Genomic DNA, 12,732 nt, shown 5'->3' with positions numbered 1-12,732 from the left:
AAATTTCTATTCTTGAAACATTAATATAGTGTGGATGTGATTTTTGGTTTTTCGTAGTGGTTTATTGCTTGCATGTGCAGCAGTATTTTTACAGGTTGCGGTATTTCTACAGCCGCTATTACCGAAGCAATATCAAATTGCTCCGGTCTGTGAAACTATTACTCGTGCTTTGCTTAAACCTAAAGCACAAATGGAAACCATGTCACATACCATGCATTCACATCATGAACATCATATTGAACAGGCACAAGCTTCCGGACAACATGATCATCATGATGCAAATCACCAGTGTCAATATTGTACCGTCTATGCCAATCTAGTTTTACCACCTGAATTCGGCGTAAAAGAAGTCTTAGTCCGCATACAAGTCCGCTTAGTCGCTTATCAACAAGCATTTCGACATGTTTACTTTGCGCTACAGCGACTTTTCCTACTCCCGCAAGGGCGCGCACCACCTCTATTTGCATAAATAAAAGCAATTTTTGTTGGGGTCTTAACTGACTTCAATATCACTTTATTTATGTTTTAGAGCGTATAAAAATGCCACATTCTAAATTTTTATTACAACCTTTATGGGTTGCGATGTTTGCTGTCTCTCATTCAGGTCTAGCTTTTGCTGATTCTCAAAAAAATGATACCGATACAAATTCACTTCATTCATTAGCACCCATTGTTGTTACAGCACAGCAAGGCAATGATGCAAATGGCTTGATCGTACATGCAGATCCAAAGCAGCCAATTCAGCCAGTACCTGCTACAGATGGCGCAGACTATCTACAAAGTATTATGGGTTTCAACTCAATACAAAGCGGTGGAACAAATGGCGATGTGACATTCCGAGGCATGTTTGGCTCACGCATCAAAATTCTAACGGATGGTACAGAGAACTTAGGTGCCTGCCCAAACCGTATGGATGCTCCAACTTCTTATATTTCACCTGAAAGTTATGACCGTATTTCTGTCATTAAAGGTCCGCAAACGGTTCAATATGCCAATACAGGTTCTGCTGCGACTGTTCTTTTTGAACGTCAGCCTGAAAAGCTCACCACAGAAAAACCTTATCGTGGACAAGCGAGTGTCTTGCTAGGTTCATATGGACGTATTGACCATAATGTTGAAGCGGCAATTGGTGATGAGAAGAAATATATCCGTTTAAATGCCAACCGTTCAGAGTCGAATAGTTATCAAGATGGTGACGGCAATACCGTGCCTTCAGCATGGAAAAAGTGGAATGCTGATGTAGCACTTGGCTTTACTCCAGATGAAAACACATGGATTGAACTCACAGGCGGAAAATCTGATGGTGAGTCGCTTTATGCTGGACGCTCAATGGACGGTTCTCAGTTTGCGCGTGAAAGCTTAGGTCTGCGGTTCGAAAAGAAAAATATCACTGATGTCATTAAGAAAATTGAAGGGCAGGTGAACTACAGCTATAACGACCATATTATGGATAACTTTAGCTTACGTACACCACCATTAGTTGAAATGATACATGGTGGTATGACCATGTTGATGCCGAATGCCATGGCAATGCAAGTAACGCGCCGTACACTAAACTCGCGTTTAGCCATGACTTCTGAATGGAATAAGTGGAGTTTAATTACAGGTGTAGATTCTCAATTTAATAAGCATGGCGGTAGTATGTCATCACCAAATATGCCTTCTATGAATGTTCCATACCGTCAAGATATGCGTTTTCAATCATACGGTGCTTTTGGTGAACTTGGTTATCAGTGGAATGACCTCAACAAACTGGTTACAGGTGTACGTTTAGATCGAGTCACAGTTGAAGATGAACGTGCCGACTCTCAAGCACAAGGTTTCAATACTAAACTTGAAAAGACTTTACCAAGTGCATTTGTTCGCTGGGAAAATCAACATCCTGAGCACGACCTAAAAAGCTATATCGGTTTAGGTTATGTAGAGCGTATGCCTGATTATTGGGAACTTTTCTCGCCCAAACATGGTAATGCTGGTTCAACCAACACCTTTAACGGTGTAAATCCAGAGAAAACACTACAGTTAGATCTGGGCTTCCAGCAACAACATGGTGCTTTAAATACATGGGCTTCTGCTTATGCGGGCTTAGTAGATGACTACATTTTAATGAGTTATCACCATCACCCAAGTACTGGAATGGGTGGGCATGATATGAGCCATGATATTACTGCAGGTGCTAAAAATGTCGATGCAACCATCGCAGGTGCGGAAGCGGGTATTGGATATCAATTTACCGACCATATTCAAGCAGATTTGAGTGCGATGTATGCATGGGGTAAAAACACTACAGATGACAAACCACTACCTCAAATTTCACCTTTAGAAGGTCGTTTAAATATCCGCTATGTAGCTGACAAATATAATTTAGGTCTATTGTGGCGAGCTGTTGCTGAGCAAAATCGTGTGAGTCTACATCAAGGTAATATCGTGGGATATGACCTAAAACCAAGTAAAGGTTTTTCAACTCTTTCTCTAAACGGAAGTTACAACCTTCGTAAAGATATTGATGTCTCTGTTGGTGTCGATAACGTATTAGATAAGACCTATACAGAACACTTAAATAAAGCGGGTAGTGCAGGGTTTGGATTTGCGAGCGAAGAGCAGTTCAACAATATCGGAAGAAATTACTGGGTTCGTATGAGCATGAAGTTTTAATAAACTGTAGCGAATGAAATGAACTGAAAATATTAATTTAAAGAGAGAAATGAAATGACAAATAAATTATCGCCTGAACAATCGTGGTGGGGATGGAAGTTACTTATTGTGGCTTCTATCTTGAGTTTATTATTTATGATTATCTTTTACTTGGCGATCAACAACGAGCCTGACTACATGCCAAGTCAAAAAAATAAGCAAATGATGGAGTCACCTGAGCAAATGAATCACGCTGAAATGCATAGTTCGTCAGCTCAATAAGCGCCTTAATATTTGAAAAAGGAAGTCTGGTTAACAGGCTTCCTTTTTTTATTTTTAGGTTTTAAAAATTATTGATGCATACTTGCTAAGGTTTTTGCCTTACCTTGATTCTGATAAAGCGTTAAGCCAAGCTTTTGTATATTGCGACCTGATTTGGATAAAAACTTTTCAACTTTTGGTGAAAGCTTTGCGCCACTATAAAGTAGTGAATTACGCATAATTAGATAATAAGCAAACCATGAAGCAGACTGCTGAGGCAATCCGAGTAGTTTCATTCTTTTCTTACCAATAAAAAACTGGGTAAGTTCTAAATGTTGTCGGTAAGCAAGTTTCTGCTGCAAAGAGCGTAAATGCAGATATTTTCTCTCAAAAGGCTCTTTAGATAAGCTCGATCCTAATTCAACACTGCTATGATCAGAGCGAGGGTGAGCAAACTGCATCCAGTAAAGTAACCGCCAACCTTCAGTTTCAGATTGAATAAGCCATTTTTCATCAATACCCATCAACCAGCCAACATAGCGCCAAAAATGTAAAAAAGTCTTAGCTTCTTGTTTCGTTGGCCATACACCTAAAGCTCTAATACCAAGTAAAACTACACTGCTAAAAGCTAAATTAGTCATTGCTAAATCAAATTGATTAAGTGGAATTCCCCAAATTTCACTATCCCAACGATCAGACTTTTTTAATTGTCGACGAACAAGTGCATGAATAAAACGAACATAAATCGTTGACGTGAAACCTGAGCTTAAACGAGAAAGCCCCTGAGGTTCAGTAATATCAACCCACCATTTTGTAGTTTCTGCTAAACGAGTACCCGCTTGTTTCTTCAATGCACCTGTTAAAATTAGGGGCTGATTAAATCCAGGATATAAATATCCTGCCATTAACGATAAATCTCTAAGAATAAAACCATTATTTATTCCTAAACGATGAGTAAATTTAATAGCCTCATCAATTTGGTACTGGTCTAACCATTCGGGCTTCTGTTCAATGTAATTAAAGAAATTTTCCAAATCAGTAGGTATTGGCTCAGATAGGTCATCGCGGCCTTGAAATAATATTTTCTCGAAAATCATTCGGTGACCTTTGGGATCTTGCATAACCCAATCAATCACCTTATCCATTTCAATATCCCCTTCACAAAGAGCACGTTGTAAAGATACATATTCTGTATAGTTTGGTTGAGCTGGTTTTTCGCAACAGACATTTAAAAACTGCGTAAAGAAATTACTGTCTTGCATGTCATTAAAAGAAGCAAGTCGAGTTGGGCTAATCGTTTGCATATCGTTACTTACTTATTGAACTGAATAATAAATAGGCTAATATGAATAATTATTCGCATTCAATTCGCATTTAACGAATAAACAACCGATGAGAAAAGCCCCACAGCAACAGCGTTCAAAAATTATTGTTGACCATATTTTAGAGGCGACACAACACTGTATTGCTCAATATGGGTTACTACATACCACAACTCCTAAAATTGCAGAGAAATCTGGAGTAAGTGTAGGTTCGATTTACCAATACTTTGAGAATAAAGATCAAATCATAGAAGAACTATTACGCCGTAAAAGCGAGCTATTAGGACATCAACTTAAAGAGCTGGTTGTGCAGCAAGGAAATATTCCTTTAGACCTGCTCATCCCCTTGGCGATAGAGCTAGGGTTTAATGCATTAAAAGCCGATCATGGATTTTTTATAGAAGTACTGAAACATTGGCATAACTATAGCCATTCGCAAGCTGCTCAGATTTTAGAAAAGCATTTTTTTGAAGTAGGGCTATATACATTTAGTAGAAATCCTCATCAGTGGGACTTCGAACAGGTGAAGCATAAATCCTTTGTAATTATTAATAGTACGCTTTTTACGATGATGCGATATGTGAGTCAGAACAATTTTCTTATATCAGAACAACAACTTAAGCGCGAATTGTCGAGCATGATCTTGGCTTATTTAGGTCAAAAATAAATAATTAAAATAATTAGATATATAAAACAATAGGTTATATTTGTTGTTGGTTTAAAAGTGAACGCTCAAGTCATAAGTTTCTAATTTTCGCTTGCCAATGAAATTTAATGGTCTATAATGCACATCCATCGGCGGTGATGCAGATAAGAACTTGTTGAAAAACAGTTACTTGGAATTAAGTTGATTACTTTAGGTAGTGAATTTGAAGAGAAGTTGGTTTTGAGAATAAGTTTTAAAAATATCGAAATTACCTGTTGACTTTTAAGAGATTGAGAGTAATATAGCCGACCTAGCTTGCTGGTGACGAACCAGGAAGAAGATCATTAAGAAATTATGAAGAACAACTTGTGTGGATTTTTACTGATTGATTGATCGAAATATTATCATTGATTGATTGGTTTAAATTACTCGAAGTTTATTTGAGCGAAATTTAAGTCAGAAAATTGATGAGCCAGAATTGGCACCTTGTCTTTAATAAGGTGCAAAATGATTTTTAACTGAAGAGTTTGATCATGGCTCAGATTGAACGCTGGCGGCAGGCTTAACACATGCAAGTCGAGCGGAGTGATGGTGCTTGCACTATCACTTAGCGGCGGACGGGTGAGTAATGCTTAGGAATCTGCCTATTAGTGGGGGACAACATTTCGAAAGGAATGCTAATACCGCATACGTCCTACGGGAGAAAGCAGGGGATCTTCGGACCTTGCGCTAATAGATGAGCCTAAGTCGGATTAGCTAGTTGGTGGGGTAAAGGCCTACCAAGGCGACGATCTGTAGCGGGTCTGAGAGGATGATCCGCCACACTGGGACTGAGACACGGCCCAGACTCCTACGGGAGGCAGCAGTGGGGAATATTGGACAATGGGCGCAAGCCTGATCCAGCCATGCCGCGTGTGTGAAGAAGGCCTTATGGTTGTAAAGCACTTTAAGCGAGGAGGAGGCTACTTTAGTTAATACCTAGAGATAGTGGACGTTACTCGCAGAATAAGCACCGGCTAACTCTGTGCCAGCAGCCGCGGTAATACAGAGGGTGCAAGCGTTAATCGGATTTACTGGGCGTAAAGCGCGCGTAGGCGGCTAATTAAGTCAAATGTGAAATCCCCGAGCTTAACTTGGGAATTGCATTCGATACTGGTTAGCTAGAGTGTGGGAGAGGATGGTAGAATTCCAGGTGTAGCGGTGAAATGCGTAGAGATCTGGAGGAATACCGATGGCGAAGGCAGCCATCTGGCCTAACACTGACGCTGAGGTGCGAAAGCATGGGGAGCAAACAGGATTAGATACCCTGGTAGTCCATGCCGTAAACGATGTCTACTAGCCGTTGGGGCCTTTGAGGCTTTAGTGGCGCAGCTAACGCGATAAGTAGACCGCCTGGGGAGTACGGTCGCAAGACTAAAACTCAAATGAATTGACGGGGGCCCGCACAAGCGGTGGAGCATGTGGTTTAATTCGATGCAACGCGAAGAACCTTACCTGGCCTTGACATAGTAAGAACTTTCCAGAGATGGATTGGTGCCTTCGGGAACTTACATACAGGTGCTGCATGGCTGTCGTCAGCTCGTGTCGTGAGATGTTGGGTTAAGTCCCGCAACGAGCGCAACCCTTTTCCTTATTTGCCAGCGAGTAATGTCGGGAACTTTAAGGATACTGCCAGTGACAAACTGGAGGAAGGCGGGGACGACGTCAAGTCATCATGGCCCTTACGGCCAGGGCTACACACGTGCTACAATGGTCGGTACAAAGGGTTGCTACCTAGCGATAGGATGCTAATCTCAAAAAGCCGATCGTAGTCCGGATTGGAGTCTGCAACTCGACTCCATGAAGTCGGAATCGCTAGTAATCGCGGATCAGAATGCCGCGGTGAATACGTTCCCGGGCCTTGTACACACCGCCCGTCACACCATGGGAGTTTGTTGCACCAGAAGTAGGTAGTCTAACCGCAAGGAGGACGCTTACCACGGTGTGGCCGATGACTGGGGTGAAGTCGTAACAAGGTAGCCGTAGGGGAACCTGCGGCTGGATCACCTCCTTAACGAAAGATTGACGATTGGTAAGAATCCACAACAAGTTGTTCTTCATAGATGTATCTGAGGGTCTGTAGCTCAGTTGGTTAGAGCACACGCTTGATAAGCGTGGGGTCACAAGTTCAAGTCTTGTCAGACCCACCATGACTTTGACTGGTTGAAGTTATAGAAAAGAAGATACAGAACTGATGATGTAAGCTGGGGACTTAGCTTAGTTGGTAGAGCGCCTGCTTTGCACGCAGGAGGTCAGGAGTTCGACTCTCCTAGTCTCCACCAGAACTTAAGAGAAGTTCGGATTACAGAAATTAGTAAATAGAGATTTAGATCTTAGTTTATTAACTTCTGTGATTTAAGTATCACGGTATTAAGCATGACCTGACGAAGGCGTGTTTATTCATTAACAGATTGGCAAAATTGAGTCTGAAATAAATTGTTCACTCAAGAGTTTAGATTAAGCAATTGATCTAAATGAATTGAGAACTAGCAAATTAACTGAATCAAGCGTTTTGGTATATGAATTAGATTGAAGCTGTACAGTGTTTAAGTACACAGGCAACAGATAGTAGCGATGAAGAATCGCACGGACAACACTCACTTGTAGGTGTTGACGACTGTTTGGGGTTGTATAGTCAAGTAATTAAGTGCATGTGGTGGATGCCTTGGCAGTCAGAGGCGATGAAAGACGTAATAGCCTGCGATAAGCTCCGGGGAGGCGGCAAATATCCTTTGATCCGGAGATTTCTGAATGGGGGAACCCACCTACTTTAAGGTAGGTATTGCAACATGAATACATAGTGTTGCAAGGCGAACGAGGGGAAGTGAAACATCTCAGTACCCTTAGGAAAAGAAATCAATTGAGATTCCCTTAGTAGCGGCGAGCGAACGGGGATCAGCCCATTAAGTTATGTGTGTTTTAGTGGAACGCTCTGGGAAGTGCGAACGTAGAGGGTGATATTCCCGTACACGAAAGGGCACACATAATGATGACGAGTAGGGCGAGGCACGTGAAACCTTGTCTGAATATGGGGGGACCATCCTCCAAGGCTAAATACTCCTGACTGACCGATAGTGAACCAGTACCGTGAGGGAAAGGCGAAAAGAACCCCTGTGAGGGGAGTGAAATAGATCCTGAAACCGCATGCATACAAGCAGTGGGAGCCGACTTGTTCGGTGACTGCGTACCTTTTGTATAATGGGTCAGCGACTTATATTCAGTAGCGAGGTTAACCGTATAGGGGAGCCGTAGAGAAATCGAGTCTTAATAGGGCGTTTAGTTGCTGGGTATAGACCCGAAACCAGGCGATCTATCCATGAGCAGGTTGAAGGTTGGGTAACACTAACTGGAGGACCGAACCCACTGTCGTTGAAAAGCCAGGGGATGACTTGTGGATAGGGGTGAAAGGCTAATCAAGCCTGGTGATAGCTGGTTCTCCCCGAAAGCTATTTAGGTAGCGCCTCGGACGAATACCATAGGGGGTAGAGCACTGTTTCGGCTAGGGGGTCATCCCGACTTACCAAACCGATGCAAACTCCGAATACCTATGAGTACTATCCGGGAGACAGACTGCGGGTGCTAACGTCCGTAGTCAAGAGGAAAACAATCCAGACCGCCAGCTAAGGCCCCAAAATCATAGTTAAGTGGGAAACGATGTGGGAAGGCATAGACAGCTAGGAGGTTGGCTTAGAAGCAGCCACCCTTTAAAGAAAGCGTAATAGCTCACTAGTCGAGTCGGCCTGCGCGGAAGATGTAACGGGGCTAAAACTATGTGCCGAAGCTGCGGATTTGACTTTAAGTCAAGTGGTAGGGGAGCGTTCTGTAAGCCGATGAAGGTGTATTGAGAAGTATGCTGGAGGTATCAGAAGTGCGAATGCTGACGTGAGTAACGACAAAACGGGTGAAAAACCCGTTCGCCGAAAGACCAAGGGTTCCAGTCCAACGTTAATCGGGGCTGGGTGAGTCGACCCCTAAGGCGAGGCCGAAAGGCGTAGTCGATGGGAAATTGGTTAATATTCCAATACTTCTGTGTAATGCGATGAGAGGACGGAGAAGGTTAAGTCAGCCTGGCGTTGGTTGTCCAGGTGAAAGGAAGTAGGCATGCATCTTAGGCAAATCCGGGGTGCTCTATGCTGAGATCTGATAGCAAGCTGTACTTGTACAGCGAAGTGGCTGATACCATGCTTCCAGGAAAAGTCTCTAAGCTTCAGTTACACAGGAATCGTACCCTAAACCGACACAGGTGGTCAGGTCGAGTAGACCAAGGCGCTTGAGAGAACTCTGCTGAAGGAACTAGGCAAAATGGTACCGTAACTTCGGGAGAAGGTACGCTGTTGTTGGTGATGGAACTTGCTTCCTGAGCTGATGACAGCCACAGAAACCAGGCCGCTGCAACTGTTTATTAAAAACATAGCACTCTGCAAACACGAAAGTGGACGTATAGGGTGTGATGCCTGCCCGGTGCTGGAAGGTTAATTGATGGGGTTAGCGTAAGCGAAGCTCTTGATCGAAGCCCCAGTAAACGGCGGCCGTAACTATAACGGTCCTAAGGTAGCGAAATTCCTTGTCGGGTAAGTTCCGACCTGCACGAATGGCATAATGATGGCGGCGCTGTCTCCAGCAGAGGCTCAGTGAAATCGAAATCGCTGTGAAGATGCAGTGTACCCGCGGCTAGACGGAAAGACCCCGTGAACCTTTACTGCAGCTTGACATTGAACTTTGACCTTACTTGTGTAGGATAGGTGGGAGGCTTTGAAGTTGGAACGCTAGTTCCAATGGAGCCGTCCTTGAAATACCACCCTGGTAATGTTGAGGTTCTAACTCTGCCCCGTAATCCGGGGCGAGGACCATGTCTGGTGGGTAGTTTGACTGGGGCGGTCTCCTCCTAAAGAGTAACGGAGGAGTACGAAGGTGCGCTCAGCGTGGTCGGAAATCACGCGTAGAGTATAAAGGCAAAAGCGCGCTTAACTGCGAGACCCACAAGTCGAGCAGGTACGAAAGTAGGTCTTAGTGATCCGGTGGTTCTGTATGGAAGGGCCATCGCTCAACGGATAAAAGGTACTCTGGGGATAACAGGCTGATACCGCCCAAGAGTTCATATCGACGGCGGTGTTTGGCACCTCGATGTCGGCTCATCTCATCCTGGGGCTGAAGCAGGTCCCAAGGGTATGGCTGTTCGCCATTTAAAGAGGTACGCGAGCTGGGTTTAGAACGTCGTGAGACAGTTCGGTCCCTATCTACCGTGGGCGCTGGAAATTTGAGAGGATCTGCTCCTAGTACGAGAGGACCAGAGTGGACGAACCTCTGGTGTACCGGTTGTGACGCCAGTCGCATCGCCGGGTAGCTATGTTCGGAAGGGATAACCGCTGAAAGCATCTAAGCGGGAAGCCTACCTCAAGATAAGATTTCCCTAGGACTTTATGTCCTCTAAAGAGCCGTTCGAGACTAGGACGTTGATAGGTTGGATGTGGAAGCATAGTGATATGTGAAGCTGACCAATACTAATTGCTCGTGAGGCTTGACTATACAACACCCAAGCAGTTGTATATAAAGCATCAATCGATTCATTAATGTACAAAGCAACTTGATTTAGTTATATGCTTAGCTAAAATGAACAAATAAAGTAAGATTCAATCAGCCCATCTGTAAAGTTTTGGAAAACGCATCGGCACATTAAGACCAATGCAAGTATCCATACCAGTTGTGCTGGCGACCATAGCAAGAGTGAACCACCTGATCCCTTCCCGAACTCAGAAGTGAAACCTCTTAGCGCTGATGGTAGTGTGGGGTTTCCCATGTGAGAGTAAGTCATCGCCAGCTCATTATTCTAAACACCCCCTACTTAATCGTTGGGGGTGTTTTTTTGTGCGCGGAAATTAATGAAATTGAAGAGTTTTAACTAAAAAACTTCATATTATTTCAATCTTTGCTTATGATTTAAACAATTAAAATAGAGTTTCTGCTTATGCAGTTTAAAATCATCGCGGCTCATGACCTAGATAAGCAACAACGGCAACAAATTGCTGAGCTGTGTTTTGCTGCTTTTGATGAAGATCCTTGGAGTCAATATACCTTCATGCAAACTGCTGTACATATAATAGGTATATTGGACAATACTATTGTGTCACATGCTTTATGGACAGATCGAATTTTCACCTTAAAAGATGATGTCATTGTAAAAACTGCTTATATAGAATATGTGACTACCGACTACAAGATGCGCGGGAAAGGGCTCGCATCGCAATTATTAAGATATTTAACTAATCTTTTAAGTACTTTAGGTTACGAACTCGCGGCATTACAGCCCGAAGATGAAGCATTTTATGAAAAATTAGATTGGATTTCGTGGTTGGGATATTTATACATCAAACAAGATGTTTCCACTTATCTAACAGATGATTATCAAATTATGCTATTTCCATTGACCACTAAGCTAAAAGAGCGACTAACGTATAATTTAGAAGAAGATACTATTTGTGCTGATTGGAGAGAGGGTGAACTTTGGTAACTCACGATATAAAATTTTGAAAAACATTAGCTTTAATTTATGACCAGACGATGTGCGATATTAGCCTGACGTTCTCTTATTTTTAATGCATGATATGGATAGATAAATAAACTTATTTAATCTAATAATTTGTTTTTTAAAATAATTTTTTAATTTTTATTTATTAAAAGAAATCTATGACAAGAGACACTGTTCATTTGAGAATTTAGGTATTACTTAGCTTTTCTACTTTCCTGTTTATTATAGAAGCTTATAATGATTCAGAATCATTCCAAATCTAATAAGGATATAACATGTCTACTGATCAGCAATTTCCAACACCCAATAATTTAGGGATCGCAGTTTATTCAAATAATGCAGAAGCTATTGGTAATACTCCTTTAGTTCGCATTAACCGTTTGATTAAAACCGGTGCAACCGTATTAGCAAAAGTGGAAAGCCGTAACCCTGCATTCTCTGTGAAATGTCGTATTGGAGCGGCACTAATTGCAGATGCAGAAAAGCGCGGCGTATTAAAAGAAGGCATGCAAATTGTTGAACCAACCAGTGGTAACACGGGGATTGCACTAGCTTTTGTTGCAGCTGCTAAGGGTTATCCAATTACTTTAACTATGCCAGCAAGCATGAGTCTTGAACGTAGAAAAGTATTAAAAGCACTCGGTGCCAATTTGGTTTTAACTGAACCTGCGAAAGGGATGAAAGGTGCGGTTGATGAGGCTGTACGGTTAGCAGCTGAACAGCCAGATGTTTATTTTCTGCCTCAGCAATTTGAAAACCCAGCGAATCCACAAATTCATGTGGATACAACTGGTCCTGAAATTTGGCAAGCAACAGATGGGCAAGTCGATATTTTGGTTGCGGGTGTAGGTACTGGCGGCACAATTACTGGTATTTCTCGTTATTTCGAACAAATTCAAAATAAACCTTTGTATTCTGTAGCCGTTGAACCTGCTGAGTCTCCAATTATTACTCAAACTAGAAATGGGGAGAACATTACACCTGCACCACATAAAATTCAGGGAATTGGTGCGAACTTTATTCCAAAGAATCTTGATTTAGATCTTGTTGATGAAGTCTTACCAGTGACTAGCGAAGAAGCAATTCAGTGTGCAAGAAACTGTGCAACCCAAGAAGGTATTTTAGTGGGTATTTCAAGTGGAGCAGCTTTGGCTGCGGCAGCTAAGGTTGCAGAACGCCCTGAAAATGCTGGTAAAACGATTGTTGTTATTCTTCCAGACAGTGGAGAGCGTTATTTATCTTCTGTTCTGTTTGACGGTTTATTTGACGAATAAAATTAACCGCATAAAAAAGCCCATCTATTG

At 42.5% G+C, this 12,732-nt stretch carries 7 protein-coding genes, 2 tRNA genes and 3 rRNA genes; 11 read left to right on the top strand and 1 reads right to left on the bottom strand.

The window, feature by feature from the left end; translation table 11 throughout:
* Positions 1–43 precede the first annotated feature (43 nt).
* The 3 genes from MMY79_RS18455 to MMY79_RS18445 all read left to right on the top strand — a co-directional run bounded on the left by MMY79_RS18455 (position 44) and on the right by MMY79_RS18445 (position 2,916).
* The gene (locus tag MMY79_RS18455) at positions 44–469 is read left to right on the top strand and encodes a DUF2946 family protein (RefSeq protein WP_005309169.1); all 426 of its coding nucleotides are present in this window, start codon (positions 44–46) and stop codon (positions 467–469) included.
* 71 nt (positions 470–540) lie between these two features.
* Complete coding sequence (locus MMY79_RS18450) at positions 541–2,655, top strand: TonB-dependent copper receptor (protein WP_252610817.1); 2,115 nt, start codon at positions 541–543, stop codon at positions 2,653–2,655.
* A 54-nt stretch (positions 2,656–2,709) separates the two neighbouring features.
* Complete coding sequence (locus tag MMY79_RS18445; protein ID WP_252610815.1) at positions 2,710–2,916, top strand: hypothetical protein; 207 nt, start codon at positions 2,710–2,712, stop codon at positions 2,914–2,916.
* Positions 2,917–2,984: 68 nt separating this feature from the next.
* Here MMY79_RS18445 and MMY79_RS18440 read toward each other — a convergent pair whose 3' ends face one another.
* Complete coding sequence (locus MMY79_RS18440; RefSeq protein WP_252610813.1) at positions 2,985–4,199, bottom strand: oxygenase MpaB family protein; 1,215 nt, start codon at positions 4,197–4,199, stop codon at positions 2,985–2,987.
* A gap of 88 nt (positions 4,200–4,287) precedes the next feature.
* On the opposite strand from MMY79_RS18440, the gene MMY79_RS18435 reads away from it, so the two are divergent.
* The 8 genes from MMY79_RS18435 (at position 4,288) to cysK (ending at position 12,702) form a co-directional block, all read left to right on the top strand.
* Positions 4,288–4,884, top strand: coding sequence for a TetR/AcrR family transcriptional regulator (locus MMY79_RS18435; protein WP_252610811.1), 597 nt, complete (start codon positions 4,288–4,290; stop codon positions 4,882–4,884).
* 494 nt (positions 4,885–5,378) lie between these two features.
* Positions 5,379–6,916: ribosomal RNA gene (locus tag MMY79_RS18430) — 16S ribosomal RNA — on the top strand.
* A 59-nt stretch (positions 6,917–6,975) separates the two neighbouring features.
* Positions 6,976–7,052: transfer RNA gene (locus MMY79_RS18425), tRNA-Ile, on the top strand.
* A gap of 56 nt (positions 7,053–7,108) precedes the next feature.
* Positions 7,109–7,184: transfer RNA gene (locus MMY79_RS18420), tRNA-Ala, on the top strand.
* A gap of 351 nt (positions 7,185–7,535) precedes the next feature.
* A 23S ribosomal RNA gene (locus tag MMY79_RS18415) occupies positions 7,536–10,428 on the top strand.
* A gap of 179 nt (positions 10,429–10,607) precedes the next feature.
* Positions 10,608–10,722 (top strand): 5S ribosomal RNA (gene rrf, locus MMY79_RS18410).
* The 16S, 23S and 5S rRNA genes sit together here with 2 tRNA genes alongside, the layout of an rRNA operon.
* Before the next feature lie 145 nt (positions 10,723–10,867).
* Positions 10,868–11,410: a GNAT family N-acetyltransferase gene (locus MMY79_RS18405; RefSeq protein ID WP_252610809.1), complete on the top strand. Its 543-nt coding sequence runs from the start codon at positions 10,868–10,870 to the stop codon at positions 11,408–11,410.
* A 293-nt stretch (positions 11,411–11,703) separates the two neighbouring features.
* On the top strand, positions 11,704–12,702 hold the full coding sequence (cysK, locus tag MMY79_RS18400; RefSeq protein ID WP_252610807.1) for a cysteine synthase A: 999 nt from the start codon (positions 11,704–11,706) through the stop codon (positions 12,700–12,702).
* Positions 12,703–12,732 lie beyond the last annotated feature (30 nt).

Source organism: Acinetobacter sp. XS-4, assembly GCF_023920705.1.
GTDB lineage: Bacteria > Pseudomonadota > Gammaproteobacteria > Pseudomonadales > Moraxellaceae > Acinetobacter.
Note: the sequence above shows the minus strand (reverse complement) of the source record. Positions and strands in the feature narration are given on the sequence as shown.